General features: G+C 55.7%; 18 protein-coding genes. 16 read left to right on the forward strand and 2 right to left on the reverse strand.

From position 1 onward, the window contains the following. Positions 1 to 8: 8 nt before the first annotated feature. The 4 genes from ACP4QI_RS06040 to nei are packed head-to-tail and all read left to right on the forward strand — an operon-like array spanning position 9 to position 3170. Positions 9 to 719, forward strand: coding sequence for a DUF969 domain-containing protein (locus ACP4QI_RS06040; protein WP_156263220.1), 711 nt, complete (start codon positions 9 to 11; stop codon positions 717 to 719). Then, positions 716 to 1711: a DUF979 domain-containing protein gene (locus ACP4QI_RS06045; protein ID WP_426495062.1), complete on the forward strand. Its 996-nt coding sequence runs from the start codon at positions 716 to 718 to the stop codon at positions 1709 to 1711. Before ACP4QI_RS06040 ends, ACP4QI_RS06045 begins: the two co-directional genes overlap by 4 nt. Before the next feature lie 9 nt (positions 1712 to 1720). Then, complete coding sequence (gene pcp / locus ACP4QI_RS06050) at positions 1721 to 2365, forward strand: pyroglutamyl-peptidase I (RefSeq protein WP_285128312.1); 645 nt, start codon at positions 1721 to 1723, stop codon at positions 2363 to 2365. Positions 2366 to 2378: 13 nt separating this feature from the next. Next, positions 2379 to 3170: an endonuclease VIII gene (gene nei / locus ACP4QI_RS06055; RefSeq protein ID WP_142488712.1), complete on the forward strand. Its 792-nt coding sequence runs from the start codon at positions 2379 to 2381 to the stop codon at positions 3168 to 3170. Positions 3171 to 3252: 82 nt separating this feature from the next. Here nei and ACP4QI_RS06060 read toward each other — a convergent pair whose 3' ends face one another. Further along, complete coding sequence (locus tag ACP4QI_RS06060) at positions 3253 to 4539, reverse strand: citrate synthase (RefSeq protein WP_142488713.1); 1287 nt, start codon at positions 4537 to 4539, stop codon at positions 3253 to 3255. A 205-nt stretch (positions 4540 to 4744) separates the two neighbouring features. After that, positions 4745 to 4852: a hypothetical protein gene (locus tag ACP4QI_RS06065; protein WP_426495061.1), complete on the reverse strand. Its 108-nt coding sequence runs from the start codon at positions 4850 to 4852 to the stop codon at positions 4745 to 4747. 327 nt (positions 4853 to 5179) lie between these two features. On the opposite strand from ACP4QI_RS06065, the gene sdhC reads away from it, so the two are divergent. The 12 genes from sdhC to ybgE all read left to right on the forward strand — a co-directional run bounded on the left by sdhC (position 5180) and on the right by ybgE (position 18812). Further along, the gene (sdhC, locus tag ACP4QI_RS06070; protein ID WP_185902418.1) at positions 5180 to 5584 is read left to right on the forward strand and encodes a succinate dehydrogenase cytochrome b556 subunit; all 405 of its coding nucleotides are present in this window, start codon (positions 5180 to 5182) and stop codon (positions 5582 to 5584) included. After that, entirely contained in the window at positions 5578 to 5925 is a 348-nt protein-coding gene (sdhD, locus tag ACP4QI_RS06075; protein ID WP_142488714.1) for a succinate dehydrogenase membrane anchor subunit, read from the forward strand. Before sdhC ends, sdhD begins: the two co-directional genes overlap by 7 nt. Further along, positions 5925 to 7691, forward strand: a complete 1767-nt coding sequence (gene sdhA, locus ACP4QI_RS06080) for a succinate dehydrogenase flavoprotein subunit (protein WP_142488715.1) — start codon at positions 5925 to 5927, stop codon at positions 7689 to 7691. The genes sdhD and sdhA overlap by 1 nt, the downstream gene beginning before the upstream one ends. Before the next feature lie 15 nt (positions 7692 to 7706). Continuing rightward, positions 7707 to 8423 (forward strand): succinate dehydrogenase iron-sulfur subunit SdhB, encoded by a 717-nt coding sequence (sdhB, locus tag ACP4QI_RS06085; RefSeq protein ID WP_103178719.1) that lies wholly within the window; start codon positions 7707 to 7709, stop codon positions 8421 to 8423. 238 nt (positions 8424 to 8661) lie between these two features. Continuing rightward, entirely contained in the window at positions 8662 to 11469 is a 2808-nt protein-coding gene (gene sucA, locus ACP4QI_RS06090) for a 2-oxoglutarate dehydrogenase E1 component (RefSeq protein ID WP_142488716.1), read from the forward strand. A 14-nt stretch (positions 11470 to 11483) separates the two neighbouring features. Beyond that, the gene (gene odhB, locus ACP4QI_RS06095; RefSeq protein WP_142488717.1) at positions 11484 to 12704 is read left to right on the forward strand and encodes a 2-oxoglutarate dehydrogenase complex dihydrolipoyllysine-residue succinyltransferase; all 1221 of its coding nucleotides are present in this window, start codon (positions 11484 to 11486) and stop codon (positions 12702 to 12704) included. 87 nt (positions 12705 to 12791) lie between these two features. Further along, on the forward strand, positions 12792 to 13958 hold the full coding sequence (gene sucC / locus ACP4QI_RS06100) for an ADP-forming succinate--CoA ligase subunit beta (protein WP_142488718.1): 1167 nt from the start codon (positions 12792 to 12794) through the stop codon (positions 13956 to 13958). After that, the gene (gene sucD / locus ACP4QI_RS06105; RefSeq protein ID WP_032617085.1) at positions 13958 to 14827 is read left to right on the forward strand and encodes a succinate--CoA ligase subunit alpha; all 870 of its coding nucleotides are present in this window, start codon (positions 13958 to 13960) and stop codon (positions 14825 to 14827) included. Before sucC ends, sucD begins: the two co-directional genes overlap by 1 nt. Positions 14828 to 15643: 816 nt before the next feature. Then, complete coding sequence (cydA, locus tag ACP4QI_RS06110; RefSeq protein ID WP_142488719.1) at positions 15644 to 17245, forward strand: cytochrome ubiquinol oxidase subunit I; 1602 nt, start codon at positions 15644 to 15646, stop codon at positions 17243 to 17245. Positions 17246 to 17260: 15 nt separating this feature from the next. Continuing rightward, positions 17261 to 18400 carry a cytochrome d ubiquinol oxidase subunit II gene (cydB, locus tag ACP4QI_RS06115; protein ID WP_142488720.1) on the forward strand — a complete coding sequence of 380 codons (1140 nt, stop codon included), beginning with the start codon at positions 17261 to 17263 and terminating at the stop codon, positions 18398 to 18400. Between the two features lie 14 nt (positions 18401 to 18414). Next, complete coding sequence (gene cydX / locus ACP4QI_RS06120; RefSeq protein WP_006177208.1) at positions 18415 to 18528, forward strand: cytochrome bd-I oxidase subunit CydX; 114 nt, start codon at positions 18415 to 18417, stop codon at positions 18526 to 18528. Next, entirely contained in the window at positions 18528 to 18812 is a 285-nt protein-coding gene (gene ybgE, locus ACP4QI_RS06125; RefSeq protein WP_142488721.1) for a cyd operon protein YbgE, read from the forward strand. The genes cydX and ybgE overlap by 1 nt, the downstream gene beginning before the upstream one ends. The last annotated feature ends 55 nt before the right edge of the window (positions 18813 to 18867 follow it).

The raw sequence follows: 18867 nt of genomic DNA on the forward strand, positions 1-18867 counted from the left end.
ACATTAACATGGCAGAGACGCTATCCCTCTGGCCACTCATCGGTATCGCGGTGATTGTGGTCGGGTTTCTATTACGCTTTAACCCGGTGCTGGTGGTCATTGCCGCCGGGATCGTCACCGGCATTGCGGCGCATATGCCGATCGCCACCATTCTGGAAAAACTGGGCGAAGGGTTCCTGAATACCCGCAACCTGCCCTTTATCCTGCTGATCCCGCTGGCGGTTATCGGCCTGCTGGAGCGCCACGGCCTGAAAGAGCGGGCCCAGGCGTGGATCGCGAAGATCCACAGCGCCACCGCCGGACGTCTGCTGATCGTCTACCTGTTTGTCCGCGAGGCCTCGGCAGCAATGGGGCTGACCAGCCTCGGCGGTCATCCGCAGATGGTGCGCCCGCTGCTGGCACCGATGGCAGAAGGGGCGGCAGAGAAGAAATATGGCGAACTGCCGGGGGCGGTGCGCTATCGCCTGCGGGCGATGTCGGCGGCCACCGATAACGTCGGGCTGTTCTTTGGCGAAGATATCTTTGTCGCCTTTGGCGCCATCATCTTTATGCATAACTTCATGCTTGAATCCGGCGGGATCCAGACCGAACCGCTGCATATCGCCCTGTGGGGGATCCCAACCGCGCTCTGCGCCTTTGCGATCCATTCTGCCCGCCTGTACCGCCTGGATAAGCATCTGGAGCGTGAGCTGGCCAAAATGCAGGGAGAGATGAAATGAGTTTCCAGCAAAGTTATCTCTACTGGCTGGCGGGCCTGATCCTGCTGATCGTGGCGCTGATGTCGTTTCGCGATAAGGCCAACCCGCGGCGCATCACTACCGGCCTGTTCTGGGGCATTTACGGCCTTTTATTCCTGCTGGGCAACTGGACCTACGAGCTGGTGGGTGACAAGCGCACCGTCCATATCGCGGTAGGCTTAGCGGTAGTCGGGCTGGCGCTGATCGCCGGTTTTGGCGGCGTACGGCTGGGCAGCTATCACCAGCGCACGACCGAAGAGCGCGAGACCAGCGCGAAGCGCCTGGGCAATCGCCTGTTCTTACCGGCGCTGGCCATTCCGGTGGTGACGGTAGTGGGCGTGCTGATGTTTAACCATATTCCGGGCCTGCAGGAGACGCTGTTCGGCCCGGGCAACCACGCAACGCTGGTAACGCTGTTCTCGATGACGGTCGGCTCGCTGATTGGTCTGGCGATGGCGATCAAAATGACCCATGAAAAAGTGCATCAGCCCCTGCAGGAGGCGCGCCGTCTGCTCGACTCCATCGGCTGGGCCTTTATTCTGCCGCAGATCCTCGCCACCCTTGGCCTGCTGTTTACTGCCGCCGGGGTGGGGGAGGGGATCTCATACCTCACCCAGACGTATCTGGCGGTCGACAGCCGGTTTATCGCGGTGGTGGTCTATGCTGTGGGCATGGCGCTACTGACCATGGTGATGGGCAACGCCTTTGCCGCCTTCCCGATTGTCACCGCGGGGATCGGCATTCCGATCCTGGTGCTGCAACACGGCGGCAACCCGGCGGTAATGGCGGCGATTGGCATGTTCTCCGGCTACTGCGGTACCCTGATGACGCCGATGGCGGCCAACTTCAACATCGTGCCCGCCGCGCTGCTGGAGCTCCCCGATAAAAATGCGGTCATCAAAGCGCAGGTGCCCACCGGGGTGCTGCTGCTGATCGCCAACGTATTCCTGCTCTACTTCCTGATGTTCCTGTAAGGAGAAATGATGCAAACCGTATTAATCACGGGATTTGAGCCCTTTGGCGGCGAAACCCTTAACCCGTCCTGGGAAGTGGTAAAGCAGCTTGATGGGATGATTATTGACAACTGCCGCGTGGTGGCGCGGCAGCTGCCCTGCGTGTTCGGCGAGTCGTTAGAGGTGCTGAATGCGGCCATTGACGCGCTTCAGCCCTCCGTCGTGCTGGCGATAGGGCAGGCCGGGGGCCGCGTGGATGTGACCATTGAGCGGGTAGCGATTAACGTCGATGACGCCCGCATCCCGGATAACCGCGGGCAACAGCCGGTGGACGTCGCTATTGTGCCGGACGGCCCGGCGGCCTGGTTCAGCACGCTGCCGATCAAAGCGATGGTGGAGGCCCTGCGCGAAGCCGGTATTCCTGCTTCGGTTTCGCAGACGGCTGGCACATTCGTCTGTAACCACGTGATGTATGGCGTGCTGCACAAGCTGGCCGATCGACCGGAGGTGAAAGGCGGGTTTATCCATATCCCTTACCTGCCTGAGCAGGCGGCGGCGCATCCTGGCGCGCCGAGCATGGCCACGCACACCCTCAAGAAAGGGCTCGAGATTGCCATTGCGGTGGCGCTGCGTCAGGAGCACGACATCAAAGTGGTTGGCGGTGCCACGCACTAAATAAGGAGTCACAATGCCAGAAGGACCGGAGATCCGCCGCGCGGCGGATAGCCTGGAGGCGGCGATAAAAGGCAAACCGCTCACCGACGTGTGGTTTGCTTTCCCTCAGTTAAAATCCTTTGAGTCCCGGCTTATCGGGGAGAAGGTCACCCATCTGGAGACGCGCGGCAAAGCGCTGCTTACGCACTTCTCCAACCAGCTGACGCTCTACAGCCATAACCAGCTGTACGGCGTCTGGCGGGTGGTCGAGACCGGTCAGGAGCCGCAGACCACGCGGGTGCTGCGCGTTAAATTACAGACCGCAGATAAAACCATTTTGCTCTACAGCGCCTCGGATATTGAGATGCTGACGGCGGAGCAGCTCACCACCCACCCCTTCCTGCAACGGGTGGGGCCGGATGTGCTGGATTTACGCCTGACGGCAGAGGATGTGAAAGCGCGGTTACTGTCAGCAAAATTCCGCAATCGCCAGTTTTCAGGGCTGCTGCTGGACCAGTCGTTTCTTGCCGGTTTAGGCAACTATCTGCGGGTCGAAATTCTGTGGCAGGTGGGGCTGGCGCCACAGCACAAGGCATCACAGCTGACCGAACAACAGCTCGATGCACTGGCGCATGCGCTGCTGGCTATCCCGCGTCTGTCGTACAACACCCGTGGGGTGGTGAATGACAAGAAGCATCACGGGGCGTTGTTCCGGTTTAAGGTGTTTCATCGGGCCGGGAAAAAGTGTGAGCGGTGCGGTGGGGTGATTGAGAAGACCTCGCTTTCTTCCCGACCGTTTTACTGGTGCCCACATTGTCAGACATAAAAAAAGCCGGGTGGCGCTAACGCTTACCCGGCCTACGTCGCTTTTGTAGGCCCGGCAAGCGTAGCGCCGCCGGGCGTTTCTTTTAGCGTGTGGTGATATCGCTTTCGAAGTTACGCTGCTCGTAGCCGGTATACAGCTGACGTGGACGCGCAATTTTCATTCCCTCGGTGTGCATTTCGTTCCAGTGTGCAATCCAGCCCACGGTACGCGCCATCGCGAAGATTACGGTAAACATGGAAGACGGAATGCCCATCGCTTTCAGGATGATACCGGAGTAGAAGTCGACGTTCGGGTAGAGTTTCTTCTCGATGAAGTATGGGTCGTTCAGCGCGATGTGCTCCAGCTCCATCGCCACCTGCAGCAGGTCATCTTTGGTGCCCAGCTCTTTCAGTACTTCATGGCAGGTTTCACGCATGACGGTTGCGCGCGGATCGTAGTTTTTGTAAACACGGTGACCGAAGCCCATCAGACGGAAGGAGTCATTCTTGTCTTTCGCACGGCGTACGAATTCAGGAATGTGCTCAACGGAGCTGATCTCTTCCAGCATCTTCAGTGCGGCTTCGTTCGCGCCGCCGTGTGCCGGCCCCCACAGGGAGGCAATACCTGCTGCGATACAGGCGAACGGGTTGGCACCGGAGGAGCCTGCGGTACGCACGGTAGAGGTGGAGGCGTTCTGCTCGTGGTCAGCGTGCAGGATCAGAATACGATCCATCGCGCGTTCCAGAACCGGGTTCACTTCGTACTCTTCGCACGGCGTGGCGAACATCATACGCAGGAAGTTACCGGCGTAGGAGAGATCGTTGCGTGGATAAACAAACGGCTGTCCGATGGAGTATTTGTAACACATCGCGGCCATGGTAGGCATTTTGGACAGCAGACGGAATGCGGCGATATCGCGATGACGCTGGTTATTCACGTCAAGGGAGTCATGGTAAAACGCGGCCAGCGCACCGGTGATCCCACACATTACCGCCATCGGATGCGAATCACGACGGAACGCATGGAACAGACGGGTGATCTGCTCATGAATCATGGTGTGGCGGGTAACGGTGGTTTTGAACTCATCGTACTGTTCCTGGGTCGGCTTTTCGCCGTTCAGCAGGATGTAGCACACTTCCAGATAGTTGGATTCAGTGGCTAACTGATCGATGGGGAAACCGCGGTGCAGCAGGATGCCTTCGTCACCGTCGATGTAGGTGATTTTGGACTCGCAAGATGCGGTGGAGGTGAAACCAGGGTCGAAGGTGAATACACCTTTTGAACCCAACGTACGGATATCAATAACATCCTGACCGAGCGTGCCTTTTAGCACATCCAGTTCAATAGCATCGTCACCACCCAGGGTGAGTTTTGCCTTAGTATCAGCCATTTACGGTCTCCTTAGCGCCTTATTGCTTAAGACTGCCCATAACCGGATTTGCATTCAGCTGATTTATCATTGTTACCAGTTTGTTATTTGGCTCGCCGCTCAGCTCACGAGGAGAAACCAGGGTACAGAGCAATGGCGCTAGCAGGTAAACAAATGAGAAATCAGAGAAATAACAGCAAATCAGTGTTTGTGCAGTCCGAATTATTCAAACCTGTATACCACTAATAACTGTCCTGATAACTTCGGTCAATACCATCACACTGTTACATAACTTATTCTCAGGTGAAAGAGAGACCTCATAACTTTTGCGCATTATATGCCTTTTCTGGTGATGTTTGTAACAATAATGTTTAACATTTGTCAAATCAGATGATTAAAAATTAAAAAGATGTTGTTATCGTGACCCTGATCACTGTTCCGCATAAAACCAGACAAACTGTATGTAGGTTAATTGTAATGATTTTGTGAACGGCCTATACTGCCGCCAGGTCTCCGGAAAACCCTGCAATCCCGAGCCAACCAGCGTTGTAACGTGTCATTTGAGCATCTGGAAGCAATGTTTTGCATGACGCACAGTTATATAAAAGGCACGCTGTCTGACCCGCATCGCAGTCCGGAGGAAGGAAACTATAAGAACAGCATGTGGGCGTTATTCATGATAAGAAATGTGAAAAAACAAAGACCTGTCAATCTGGATCTCAAAACGATCCGATTCCCCGTAACGGCAATAGCGTCCATCCTTCATCGTGTATCCGGTGTGATCACGTTTGTCGCGGTGGGTATCCTGTTATGGTTACTGGGTACCAGCCTCTCGTCTCCGGAAGGATTCCAACAGGCCTCCGACATCATGAACGGTTTCTTCGTGAAATTTATCATGTGGGGCATCCTGACCGCGCTGGCCTATCACGTTGTTGGCGGTGTCCGCCATATGCTGATGGACTTCGGCTATCTGGAAGAGACCTTCGAAGCCGGCAAACGTACTGCTAACATTTCATTTGTCATCACTGTCGTGCTTTCACTTCTCGCAGGAGTTCTCGTATGGTAAGCAACGCCTCCGCATTGGGACGCAACGGCGTACATGACTTCATTCTGGTCCGTGCTACCGCTATCGTTCTCACCCTCTACATCATCTACATGATCGGTTTCTTTGCCACCAGCGGCGACCTGACGTGGGAAATCTGGACCGGTTTCTTCGGTTCGGCGTTCACCAAAGTCTTCACCCTGCTGGCGCTGGCCTCCATCCTGATCCACGCGTGGATTGGCATGTGGCAGGTACTGACCGATTACGTTAAACCCGTCGCGATTCGTCTCGTTCTGCAGCTGGCTATCGTAGTTGCTCTTGCGGTTTACGTTATTTATGGATTCGTTGTGGTGTGGGGTGTGTAATGAAACTGCCAGTCAGAGAATTTGATGCTGTAGTGATTGGTGCCGGTGGCGCAGGTATGCGCGCGGCGCTGCAAATTTCCCAGAGCGGCCAGAGCTGTGCGCTGCTCTCTAAAGTCTTCCCGACCCGTTCCCATACCGTATCTGCGCAGGGTGGCATCACCGTTGCGCTCGGTAATACCCATGATGATAACTGGGAATGGCATATGTACGACACGGTGAAAGGCTCCGACTATATCGGTGACCAGGACGCCATTGAATATATGTGTAAAACCGGCCCGGAAGCGATTCTGGAGCTGGACCATATGGGTCTGCCATTCTCCCGCCTGGAGAACGGCACCATCTATCAACGTCCGTTTGGCGGCCAGTCGAAAGACTTTGGCGGCGAGCAGGCGGCACGTACCGCGGCAGCGGCCGACCGTACCGGTCACGCCCTACTGCATACCCTGTATCAGCAGAACCTCAAGAACAAAACCACCATCTTCTCCGAGTGGTATGCGCTGGATCTGGTGAAAAACGAAGATGGCGCCGTGGTGGGTTGTACCGCCCTGTGCATCGAAACCGGTGAAGTGGTTTACTTCAAAGCCCGCGCGACCGTGCTGGCGACCGGCGGCGCAGGCCGTATCTACCAGTCCACCACTAACGCCCATATCAACACCGGTGACGGCGTCGGTATGGCGATCCGCGCTGGCGTGCCGGTGCAGGATATGGAGATGTGGCAGTTCCACCCAACCGGTATCGCCGGTGCGGGCGTGCTGGTGACAGAAGGCTGCCGTGGTGAAGGTGGCTATCTGCTGAACAAACACGGCGAACGCTTCATGGAGCGTTATGCCCCGAATGCAAAAGACCTGGCGGGTCGTGACGTGGTGGCGCGTTCCATCATGATCGAAATCCGTGAAGGTCGTGGCTGCGATGGTCCATGGGGCCCGCACGCGAAACTGAAGCTTGACCATCTGGGTAAAGACGTTCTGGAATCCCGCCTGCCGGGCATCCTTGAGCTGTCCCGTACCTTTGCTCACGTCGATCCAGTCAAAGAGCCAATCCCGGTTATCCCAACCTGCCACTACATGATGGGCGGTATTCCGACCAAAGTGACCGGCCAGGCGCTGACCGTGAACGAGCAGGGCGAAGACGTGGTGATCCCGGGCCTGTTCGCGGTAGGCGAAATTGCCTGCGTATCCGTACACGGCGCCAACCGTCTGGGCGGTAACTCCCTGCTCGACCTGGTGGTGTTTGGTCGTGCGGTGGGTCTGCATCTGCAGGAGTCCATTGCCGAGCAGGGGCCGCTGCGTGATGCGACCGAAGCCAATATCGACGCCTCTCTGGAACGTCTCAACCGCTGGAACGGTAACCGCAACGGCGAAGATCCGGTGGAAATCCGTAAAGCGCTGCAGGAGTGCATGCAGCACAACTTCTCGGTCTTCCGCGAAGGCGATGCGATGGCGAAAGGGCTTGAGCAGCTGAAAGCGATCCGCGAGCGTCTGAAAAATGCCCGTCTGGACGATACTTCCAGCGAGTTCAACACCCAGCGCGTCGAGTGTCTGGAGCTGGATAACCTGATGGAAACCGCTTACGCAACCGCGGTCTCTGCAAACTTCCGTACCGAAAGCCGTGGCGCGCATAGCCGCTTCGACTTCCCGGATCGTGACGACGAAAACTGGCTGTGCCATTCCCTGTATCTGCCAGAGTCGGAATCCATGACACGTCGTAGCGTCAATATGGAACCGAAACTGCGTCCGGCGTTCCCGCCGAAGATTCGTACTTATTAATGCGGAGACAGGACAATGAAACTCGAATTCTCAGTTTATCGTTATAACCCGGATGTTGATGACGCTCCGCGTATGCAGGATTACACCCTGGAAGCGGAAGAAGGCCGGGACATGATGCTGCTTGATGCCTTAATGCAGCTGAAAGAAAAAGATCCGACACTGTCATTCCGTCGCTCCTGCCGTGAAGGGGTATGTGGCTCCGACGGCCTGAACATGAACGGCAAAAACGGTCTGGCCTGTATCACGCCGATCTCTGCGCTCAACCGTCCGGGACAGAAAATTGTGATCCGTCCTCTGCCTGGTTTGCCAGTCGTTCGCGATTTGGTGGTGGACATGGGGCAATTCTATGCACAATATGAGAAGATTAAGCCTTACTTGTTGAATAATGGGCAAAATCCACCCGCTCGCGAGCATTTACAGTCGCCAGAGCAGCGTGAAAAACTCGATGGCCTGTATGAGTGTATTCTCTGTGCATGTTGTTCGACCTCTTGCCCGTCGTTCTGGTGGAACCCGGACAAGTTTATCGGCCCGGCTGGCCTGCTGGCAGCGTACCGCTTCCTGATTGACAGCCGCGATACCGAAACCGACAACCGCCTGGAAGGGCTGAGTGATGCTTTCAGCGTATTCCGCTGCCACAGCATCATGAACTGCGTCAGTGTATGTCCTAAGGGGCTGAACCCGACGCGCGCTATCGGCCACATTAAGTCGATGTTGTTGCAGCGCAGTGCGTAAGTAACAACGCCGGATGGCGCTGCGCTTATCCGGCCTACGTCACAGTAGGCCCGGTCAGCGTGGCGCCACCGGGCAAAATGCAGAAACCTTTAAAAACTGCCCTGTAGTTTAGACAGTTTCTAAAGGTTCCTTCGCGGGCCAAAGTAAAAGAGCTCGCAGGTGAACCCCGGCACGTACACGTGGTGTGCGTGGTAGTTTCTACGGCGAAAGTAAGCATAAAAATGCTTAAGGGATCACGATGCAGAACGGCGCAATGAAAGCCTGGCTGGACTCTTCATTCCTCTCTGGTGCAAACCAAAGCTGGATTGAACAGCTCTATGAAGACTTCTTAACCGACCCTGACTCAGTGGACGCTAACTGGCGTTCGATGTTCCAGCAGTTACCTGGAACAGGAGTCAAACCGGATCAATTTCATTCCAAAACACGTGATTATTTCCGTCGTCTGGCGAAGGATGCCTCACGTTACTCTTCCGCCATCTCCGACCCTGACACCAATGCGAAACAGGTTAAAGTCCTGCAGCTGATTAACGCCTACCGTTTCCGTGGCCACCAGCATGCGAATCTGGATCCGCTGGGGCTGTGGCAGCAGGAGCGCGTGGCGGATCTCGATCCGGCTTATCACGATCTGACCGAAGCTGATTTCCAGGAAACCTTCAACGTGGGTTCTTTCGCCATCGGCAAAGACACGATGAAGCTGGGCGAGCTGCTGACTGCGCTGAAGCAGACCTACTGCGGCTCTATCGGTGCGGAATATATGCATATCACCTCAACTGAAGAGAAACGCTGGATCCAGCAGCGCATCGAATCGGTTGCCGGTAAATCCACCTTCAATGCTGACGAGAAAAAACGCTTCCTGAGCGAGCTGACCGCAGCAGAAGGGCTGGAGCGCTACCTCGGTGCCAAATTCCCGGGGGCAAAACGCTTCTCGCTGGAAGGCGGCGATGCGCTGGTGCCAATGCTGAAAGAGCTGATCCGCCATGCGGGCAACAGCGGTACCCGCGAAGTGGTACTGGGCATGGCGCACCGTGGTCGTCTGAACGTACTGATCAACGTGCTGGGTAAAAAGCCGCAGGATCTGTTCGACGAATTCGCGGGCAAACATAAAGAACACCTCGGTACCGGTGACGTGAAGTACCACATGGGCTTCTCATCGGATATCGAAACCAACGGCGGCCTGGTCCACATGGCCCTGGCGTTTAACCCGTCACACCTCGAGATCGTGAGCCCGGTGGTTATCGGTTCCGTGCGTGCGCGTCTGGATCGTCTCGACGAGCCGAGCAGCAACAAAGTGCTGCCAATCACCATTCACGGCGATGCGGCGATCACCGGTCAGGGTGTGGTTCAGGAAACCCTGAACATGTCCAAAGCGCGGGGTTACGAAGTGGGCGGTACCGTTCGCATCGTGATCAACAACCAGGTGGGCTTCACCACCTCTAACCCGCTGGATGCGCGTTCTACGCCATACTGTACCGACATTGGTAAGATGGTTCAGGCGCCAATTTTCCACGTGAACGCTGATGATCCAGAAGCCGTGGCATTCGTCACCCGTCTGGCGCTGGACTTCCGTAATACCTTCAAGCGTGACGTGCTGATCGACCTGTTCTGCTACCGTCGTCACGGTCACAACGAAGCGGATGAGCCAAGTGCAACCCAGCCGCTGATGTACCAGAAAATCAAAAAGCATCCTACTCCGCGCAAAATCTATGCTGACAAGCTGGAAGCGGACAAAGTGGTCACGCTGGAAGATGCCACCGAGATGGTTAATCTGTACCGCGATGCGCTGGATGCCGGCGAGTGCGTGGTGAAAGAGCTGCGTCCAATGAACATGCACTCCTTTACCTGGTCGCCGTACCTCAACCACGAGTGGGATGAGAGCTACCCGAACAAGGTCGAGATGAAGCGTCTGCAGGAGCTGGCGAAACGCATCAGCACCGTGCCAGAAGCGATCGAGATGCAGTCCCGCGTGCAGAAAATCTATTCTGACCGTCAGTCAATGGCGGCAGGCGAGAAGCTGTTCGACTGGGGTGGCGCAGAAAACCTGGCCTATGCGACCCTGGTTGACGAAGGCATTCCGGTTCGTCTGTCCGGTGAAGATGCGGGCCGTGGCACCTTCTTCCACCGCCATGCGGTGATCCATAACCAGACCAACGGTTCAACTTACACCCCGCTGCAGCATGTGCATAACGGTCAGGGCCAGTTCAAGGTCTGGGACTCCGTGCTGTCTGAAGAAGCGGTCCTGGCGTTCGAATACGGTTACGCCACTGCAGAACCGCGCACCCTGACCATCTGGGAAGCGCAGTTCGGTGACTTCGCCAACGGTGCGCAGGTGGTTATCGACCAGTTCATCTCTTCCGGCGAGCAGAAGTGGGGCCGTATGTGTGGCCTGGTGATGCTGCTGCCGCACGGCTATGAAGGGCAGGGTCCGGAGCACTCCTCCGCGCGTCTGGAGCGTTATCTGCAACTCTGCGCCGAGCAGAACATGCAGGTTTGTGTTCCGTCTACCCCGGCACAGGTTTACCACATGCTGCGTCGTCAGGCGCTGCGCGGGATGCGTCGTCCGCTGGTCGTCATGTCACCGAAATCGCTGCTGCGTCACCCGCTGGCGGTTTCCACGCTGGATGAGCTGGCGAACGGCACCTTCCTGCCGGCGATTGGCGAGATTGACGAGCTGGATCCACAGGCGGTGAAACGCGTGGTGATGTGTTCTGGTAAGGTTTATTACGACCTGCTGGAACAGCGCCGTAAGAACGACCAGAAAGATGTCGCCATCGTGCGTATCGAACAGCTTTATCCATTCCCGCATCAGGCGATGCAGGAAGTGCTGAAACAATATGCTCACGTACATGATTTTGTCTGGTGCCAGGAAGAGCCGCTCAACCAGGGCGCATGGTACTGCAGCCAGCATCATTTCCGTGAAGTCATTCCATTTGGGTCTGCCCTGCGTTACGCAGGTCGCCCGGCCTCCGCCTCTCCGGCGGTAGGGTATATGTCCGTTCACCAGAAGCAGCAACAAGATCTGGTCAATGACGCGCTGAACGTCGATTAATTAAAGGATACATAATGAGTAGCGTAGATATTCTTGTTCCCGACCTGCCTGAGTCTGTAGCAGATGCGACCGTCGCCACCTGGCACAAAAAACCGGGCGATAGCGTTAAGCGCGATGAAGTGCTGGTAGAAATCGAAACTGACAAAGTGGTACTGGAAGTACCGGCATCGGCGGATGGCATTCTGGATGCAGTCCTGGAAGATGAAGGCACGACCGTGACCTCTCGCCAGATCCTGGGTCGCCTGCGTGAAGGCAACAGCGCGGGCAAAGAGTCCAGCGCCAAATCTGAAGAGAAGGCCTCTACGCCGGCCCAGCGCCAGCAGGCTTCTCTGGAAGAGCAAAGCAACGACGCGCTCAGCCCGGCGATCCGTCGCCTGCTGGCTGAACACAACCTCGACGCGGCGGCCATTAAAGGCACCGGTGTGGGCGGTCGTCTGACCCGCGAAGATGTGGAAAAACACCTGGCGAAAGCGCCAGCTGCACCGGAAGCGAAAGCACCGGCTGCCGCACCAGCAGCACAGCCTGCTCTGGGCGCTCGCAGTGAAAAACGCGTGCCGATGACCCGCCTGCGTAAGCGCGTGGCCGAGCGTCTGCTGGAGGCGAAGAACTCCACCGCGATGCTGACCACCTTCAACGAAGTGAACATGAAGCCAATCATGGACCTGCGTAAGCAGTACGGTGATGCGTTTGAAAAACGTCACGGTATCCGTCTGGGCTTTATGTCTTTCTACGTTAAGGCGGTGGTTGAAGCGCTGAAACGCTACCCGGAAGTGAACGCGTCCATCGATGGCGATGATGTGGTTTATCACAACTACTTCGACGTCAGCATGGCGGTATCTACCCCGCGCGGCCTGGTGACCCCGGTTCTGCGTGATGTAGACACCCTGGGCATGGCTGACATCGAAAAGAACATCAAAGAACTGGCAGTGAAAGGCCGTGACGGCAAGCTGACCGTAGACGATCTGACCGGCGGTAACTTCACCATTACCAACGGCGGCGTTTTCGGCTCGCTGATGTCTACTCCGATCATCAACCCACCGCAGAGTGCGATCCTGGGCATGCACGCCATCAAAGATCGTCCGATGGCGGTTGACGGTAAAGTCGAGATCCTGCCGATGATGTACCTGGCGCTCTCCTACGATCACCGCCTGATCGACGGCCGCGAGTCAGTGGGCTTCCTGGTCGCCATTAAAGAGCTGCTGGAAGATCCAACCCGTCTGCTGCTGGACGTTTAGTTTTTAGCCGTACTGCCCGGCGGCGCCTTGCCTGCCGGGCCTACAAAAGCATGACCTAACGATTACCCTGAAGGATGGATAGAACACATGAACTTACATGAATATCAGGCAAAACAGCTGTTTGCCCGGTATGGCTTGCCGGCTCCGGTGGGTTATGCCTGCAATACCCCTCGTGAAGCAGAAGAAGCCGCATCTAAAATCGGCGCCGGTCCTTGGGTAGTGAAATGTCAGGTTCACGCTGGCGGCCGCGGCAAAGCGGGCGGTGTGAAAGTTGTTAACAGTAAAGAAGAGATCCGCGCATTTGCTGAGCACTGGCTGGGCAAACGTCTGGTGACCTATCAGACAGACGCGAGCGGCCAGCCGGTTAACCAGATTCTGGTTGAAGCAGCGACCGACATTGCAAAAGAACTGTACCTCGGCGCCGTGGTAGACCGCAGCTCCCGTCGCGTGGTGTTTATGGCCTCTACCGAAGGCGGCGTGGAAATCGAAAAAGTGGCGGAAGAGACCCCGCACCTGATCCACAAAGTAGCCATCGATCCGCTGGCAGGCCCAATGCCTTACCAGGGTCGCGAGCTGGCATTCAAACTGGGTCTGGAAGGTAAACTGGTGCAGCAATTCACCAAGATCTTCATGGGCCTGGCAAATATCTTCCTGGAGCGCGATCTGGCGCTGATCGAAATCAACCCGCTGGTGATCACTAAGCAGGGCGACCTGATCTGCCTCGACGGCAAACTGGGCGCTGACGGCAACGCGCTGTTCCGCCAGGCCGATCTGCGCGAAATGCGTGACCAGTCTCAGGAAGATCCACGTGAAGCGCAGGCTGCACAGTGGGAACTGAACTACGTGGCACTTGATGGCAACATCGGCTGCATGGTTAACGGTGCGGGCCTGGCAATGGGCACCATGGACATCGTTAAGCTGCACGGCGGCGAGCCGGCAAACTTCCTCGACGTGGGCGGCGGCGCGACCAAAGAGCGCGTGACCGAAGCCTTCAAAATCATCCTCTCTGACGACAACGTGAAAGCGGTTCTGGTGAACATCTTCGGCGGCATCGTACGTTGCGACCTGATCGCTGACGGTATCATCGGTGCGGTAGAAGAAGTGGGCGTGAACGTCCCGGTTGTTGTGCGTCTGGAAGGGAACAACGCTGAACTCGGCGCGAAAAAACTGGCTGACAGCGGCCTGAATATTATTGCAGCGAAAAGTCTGACGGATGCCGCTCAGCAGGTAGTTGCCGCAGTGGAGGGGAAATAATGTCCGTTTTAATTAATAAAGATACCAAAGTCATCTGCCAGGGCTTCACCGGTAGCCAGGGTTCATTCCACTCTGAGCAGGCGATTGCCTACGGTACGCAGATGGTTGGCGGCGTAACGCCAGGTAAAGGCGGCACCACCCACCTGGGCCTGCCGGTGTTCAACACCGTACGTGAAGCAGTAGAAGCGACGGGCGCGACCGCCACCGTGATCTACGTTCCGGCCCCGTTCTGCAAAGACTCCATTCTGGAAGCGATCGACGCAGGCATCAAACTGATCATCACCATCACCGAAGGTATCCCGACGCTGGATATGCTGACCGTGAAAGTGAAGCTGGACGAAGCTGGCGTGCGCATGATCGGGCCAAACTGCCCGGGCGTGATCACCCCAGGCGAATGCAAAATCGGCATCATGCCGGGCCACATTCACAAGCCGGGCAAAGTGGGCATCGTCTCCCGTTCCGGTACCTTGACCTATGAAGCGGTTAAGCAGACCACCGACTATGGTTTCGGCCAGTCCACCTGTGTGGGCATCGGCGGCGACCCAATCCCGGGCTCTAACTTCATCGACATCCTGAAGCTGTTCCAGGAAGACCCGCAGACTGAAGCGATCGTCATGATCGGTGAAATCGGCGGCAGCGCGGAAGAAGAAGCGGCTGCTTATATCAAAGATCACGTCACCAAGCCGGTTGTAGGTTACATCGCGGGCGTGACTGCGCCTAAAGGCAAGCGTATGGGCCACGCAGGCGCCATCATCGCGGGCGGCAAAGGTACTGCGGACGAGAAATTCGCAGCGCTGGAAGCAGCAGGCGTGAAAACCGTGCGCAGCCTGGCTGACATCGGTGAAGCGCTGAAGTCCATCATTAAGTAAATCCTCTCTGCTCCCCGTGCGGGGAGCTTTGACATAATAAATGTCCGTTTCGACATGGTTGGCCATCGTAAGATGGCCTTTTTTTTTGCTGCGGGCTGGTGCTAAAGAGGTTTAAGCGGGGTGGGCGGCTGAAAGATTAACGAACAGGCGGCGTGCGATCCTTATTTTTGGCAGGTAAACACAAAACATTAACATTGCAGTGTTAATTTATGGATTATTAAAAGTAAAATATTTGTAATAAAAACCACGGATATAAGCGCAATAAAAAAATACTGTGAAATGACTAACATTAATAGTTCGGCATCAATAAAAATTTGAACCCGTAGCCGCGTTAATTTAAATCACCTTTATTTATATTTCCTCCTTTCATTGATAACTATTGCCAGCATCTTTAAACATATCGTTAACATTGCGCTCACTGAATTCACCATATGGAAACACCCTTAACACGTCTGCGCGATATTGATTTATATCAATATTTAATACCTGGAAAAGGGCGTCAAAAAGCGTTAAATTGCTCCCGATCAATCTGGTCGAAAAGTGGTAAAGTCGCTATATATTGATCGCTGTCGTAAAACGTAAAGCGCTTTCAATAAAAACCTGTTTATTGTAAGGGTTTTGCAGCGTAATATATTTGCGGGATCAATTTCGGGTTTTTATTAACGTATCTGTAACCTTTCATCATGGCTTTTTCCTCCTGTGAAGATTAAGTAACGAAGAAAGGATTCGGATAATTTTTTGTATTGGGGCATGTGTGTGGATCTTTTCTAACGGGATCCACTCCCGGAGTCTTCATGCGATGAGCAAGGAGTCATGATGTTAGATATAGTCGAACTGTCGCGCTTACAGTTTGCCTTGACTGCGATGTACCACTTCCTGTTTGTGCCACTAACGCTCGGTATGGCGTTCCTGCTGGCCATTATGGAGACGGTCTACGTCCTTTCCGGCAAACAGATTTATAAAGATATGACCAAGTTCTGGGGCAAGTTGTTTGGTATCAACTTTGCGCTGGGCGTGGCCACCGGTCTGACCATGGAGTTCCAGTTCGGGACAAACTGGTCTTACTACTCCCACTATGTCGGGGATATCTTCGGTGCGCCGCTGGCCATTGAAGGTCTGATGGCCTTCTTCCTCGAATCCACCTTTGTAGGTCTGTTCTTCTTCGGTTGGGACCGTCTGGGCAAAGTCCAGCATATGGCGGTCACCTGGCTGGTGGCGTTAGGCTCTAACCTGTCCGCGCTGTGGATCCTGGTAGCCAACGGCTGGATGCAGAACCCTATCGCATCTGATTTCAACTTCGAAACCATGCGTATGGAGATGGTCAGCTTCTCCGAGCTGGTGCTGAACCCGGTTGCCCAGGTGAAATTTGTTCACACCGTGGCTTCCGGCTATGTCTGCGGCGCGATGTTCGTGCTGGGCATCAGCTCCTACTACATGCTGCGTGGTCGTGACTTCGCTTTTGCCAAGCGCTCCTTCGCCATCGCGGCGAGCTTCGGTATGGCGGCTATCCTCTCCGTTATCGTGCTGGGTGATGAATCCGGTTACGAGATGGGCGACGTGCAGAAAACCAAACTGGCGGCGATCGAAGCAGAGTGGGAAACCCAACCGGCTCCGGCAGCTTTCACCCTGTTTGGTATTCCCGATCAGGATGCACAGGAAAACCACTTTGCTATTCAGATCCCTTACGCGCTGGGCATCATTGCCACCCGCTCTGTGGATACGCCGGTTATCGGCCTGAAAGATCTGCTGGTGCAGCATGAAGAGCGTATCCGTAACGGGATGAAAGCTTACTCCCTGCTGGAGCAGCTGCGTTCCGGCTCTACCGATCAGTCCGTTCGCGATCAGTTCAACAACGTGAAGAAAGACCTCGGTTACGGCCTGCTGCTGAAACGCTATACCCCGAACGTCTCTGACGCGACGGAAGAGCAGATTCAGATGGCAACCAAAGACTCGATTCCACGCGTTGCGCCGCTGTACTTCGCGTTCCGTATCATGGTTGGCTGCGGCATCATCATGCTGTTGATCATTGCTGCCTCCTTCTGGTCGGTGATTCGTAACCGTATCGGTCAGCGTAAATGGCTGCTGCGTTCTGCGCTGTACGGCATGCCACTGCCATGGATCGCCATCGAATCCGGCTGGTTTGTTGCGGAATACGGCCGTCAGCCGTGGGCTATCGGTGAGGTGCTGCCAACCGCGGTAGCGAACTCATCCCTGACCGCCGGGGATCTGATTTTCTCCATGCTGCTGATTTGTGGTCTGTATACCCTGTTCCTGGTGGCTGAACTGTTCCTGATGTTCAAGTTTGCGCGGCTTGGCCCAAGCAGCCTGAAAACCGGTCGCTACCACTATGAGCAGTCAACCGTTGCTTCTCAGTCCCACTACGAGCAGTCCACCGTGACTACTCAGCCGGCACGGTAAGACAGGAGTCGTCAAATGATCGATTATGAAGTATTGCGTTTTATCTGGTGGCTGCTGGTCGGGATCTTACTGATTGGTTTTGCGGTCACTGACGGTTTCGACATGGGGGTGGGTATGCTCACCCGCTTCCTCGGTCGTAATGATACCGAGCGTCGAATTATGATTAACTCCATCGCCCCGCACTGGGACGGTAACCAGGTGTGGCTGATCACCGCAGGCGGCGCGCTGTTCGCTGCCTGGCCGATGGTCTACGCGGCTGCGTTCTCCGGCTTCTATGTGGCGATGATCCTGGTGCTGGCATCGTTGTTCTTCCGTCCGGTCGGTTTTGACTACCGCTCGAAGATTGAAGACACCCGCTGGCGCAACATGTGGGACTGGGGCATCTTCATCGGTAGTTTCGTGCCGCCGCTGGTGATCGGCGTGGCGTTCGGCAACCTGCTACAGGGCGTGCCGTTCCACCTCGATGAATACATGCGCCTGTACTACACCGGTAACTTCTTCCAGCTGCTGAACCCGTTCGGTCTGCTGGCGGGTGTGGTCAGCGTGGCGATGATCCTCACCCAGGGTGCAACTTACCTGCAGATGCGTACCGTGGGTGAACTGCACCTGCGTTCCCGCGCCGTCTCGCAGATTGCGGCTCTGGTGACCCTGGTCGGCTTCGCGCTGGCAGGCGTGTGGGTGATGTTCGGTATCGACGGTTATGTGGTGACGTCCGCGATTAACCATACCGCGCCGTCTAACCCGCTGACCAAAGAAGTCGCCCGTCAGGCAGGCGCCTGGCTGGTGAACTTCAATAATACGCCGGTTCTGTGGGCTATCCCGGCCCTGGGCGTGGTGCTGCCGCTGCTGACCCTGCTGACTTCCCGCATGGAAAAAGGCGCATGGGCATTCGTCTTCTCTTCACTGACGCTGGCGTGCATCATTCTGACGGCCGGTATCGCGATGTTCCCATTCGTGATGCCATCCAGCACCATGATGAATGCTAGCCTGACGATGTGGGATGCCACTTCCAGTCAGATGACCCTGAACCTGATGACGTTTGTGGCTGCCGTGTTCGTACCGCTCATTCTGGCTTACACCACCTGGTGTTACTGGAAAATGTACGGTCGTATCACGAAAGAACATATCGAAAGCAATACTCACTCTATGTATTAAGGAAGGAGCTGAATATGTGGTATTTCGCATGGATTTTAGGAACGCTTCTTGCCTGTGCATTTGGTGTGATTACCGCCCTGGCGCTTGAGCACGTTGAAGCGTCCAAAGCCGGTGAAGAAAAACACTGATGATCGCGTATCTCTACGGGATCATGGACAAGCGCCCGCTCCGGGCGCTTTCCTTAGTGATGGCCTTGCTGCTGGCAGGTTGCATCTTCTGGGACCCGTCGCGCTTTGCGGCGAAGACCAGCGAGCTTGAAATCTGGCACGGTTTTCTCATCATGTGGGCGGTGTGCGCCGGGGTGATCCACGGCGTCGGCTTTCGGCCGAAAGCCGTACACTGGCAGGGCATCTTCTGCCCGCTGATCGCTGATGTGGTCCTTCTTGTCGGCCTGATTTTCTTTTTCAACTGAATAAGAACTATCCGTTAATATTATGGGCTTACCCTGGCCCATAAATATTTACTCT

The organism is Leclercia sp. TB492 (genome assembly GCF_049974505.2).
GTDB classification, from domain to species: domain Bacteria; phylum Pseudomonadota; class Gammaproteobacteria; order Enterobacterales; family Enterobacteriaceae; genus Enterobacter; species Enterobacter adecarboxylatus_C.

Coding starts and splice junctions, on each gene's coding strand:
- sdhA (WP_142488715.1), top strand. CDS start 5,925: ATGAAACTGCCAGTCAGAGAATTTGATGCTGTAGTGATTGGTGCCGGT.
- ACP4QI_RS06045 (WP_426495062.1), top strand. CDS start 716: ATGAGTTTCCAGCAAAGTTATCTCTACTGGCTGGCGGGCCTGATCCTG.
- cydA (WP_142488719.1), top strand. CDS start 15,644: ATGTTAGATATAGTCGAACTGTCGCGCTTACAGTTTGCCTTGACTGCG.
- sucA (WP_142488716.1), top strand. CDS start 8,662: ATGCAGAACGGCGCAATGAAAGCCTGGCTGGACTCTTCATTCCTCTCT.
- sdhB (WP_103178719.1), top strand. CDS start 7,707: ATGAAACTCGAATTCTCAGTTTATCGTTATAACCCGGATGTTGATGAC.
- sdhC (WP_185902418.1), top strand. CDS start 5,180: ATGTGGGCGTTATTCATGATAAGAAATGTGAAAAAACAAAGACCTGTC.
- sdhD (WP_142488714.1), top strand. CDS start 5,578: ATGGTAAGCAACGCCTCCGCATTGGGACGCAACGGCGTACATGACTTC.
- odhB (WP_142488717.1), top strand. CDS start 11,484: ATGAGTAGCGTAGATATTCTTGTTCCCGACCTGCCTGAGTCTGTAGCA.
- sucC (WP_142488718.1), top strand. CDS start 12,792: ATGAACTTACATGAATATCAGGCAAAACAGCTGTTTGCCCGGTATGGC.
- pcp (WP_285128312.1), top strand. CDS start 1,721: ATGCAAACCGTATTAATCACGGGATTTGAGCCCTTTGGCGGCGAAACC.
- ACP4QI_RS06040 (WP_156263220.1), top strand. CDS start 9: ATGGCAGAGACGCTATCCCTCTGGCCACTCATCGGTATCGCGGTGATT.
- ybgE (WP_142488721.1), top strand. CDS start 18,528: ATGATCGCGTATCTCTACGGGATCATGGACAAGCGCCCGCTCCGGGCG.
- ACP4QI_RS06065 (WP_426495061.1), bottom strand. CDS start 4,852: ATGCGCAAAAGTTATGAGGTCTCTCTTTCACCTGAGAATAAGTTATGT.
- sucD (WP_032617085.1), top strand. CDS start 13,958: ATGTCCGTTTTAATTAATAAAGATACCAAAGTCATCTGCCAGGGCTTC.
- ACP4QI_RS06060 (WP_142488713.1), bottom strand. CDS start 4,539: ATGGCTGATACTAAGGCAAAACTCACCCTGGGTGGTGACGATGCTATT.
- cydB (WP_142488720.1), top strand. CDS start 17,261: ATGATCGATTATGAAGTATTGCGTTTTATCTGGTGGCTGCTGGTCGGG.
- nei (WP_142488712.1), top strand. CDS start 2,379: ATGCCAGAAGGACCGGAGATCCGCCGCGCGGCGGATAGCCTGGAGGCG.
- cydX (WP_006177208.1), top strand. CDS start 18,415: ATGTGGTATTTCGCATGGATTTTAGGAACGCTTCTTGCCTGTGCATTT.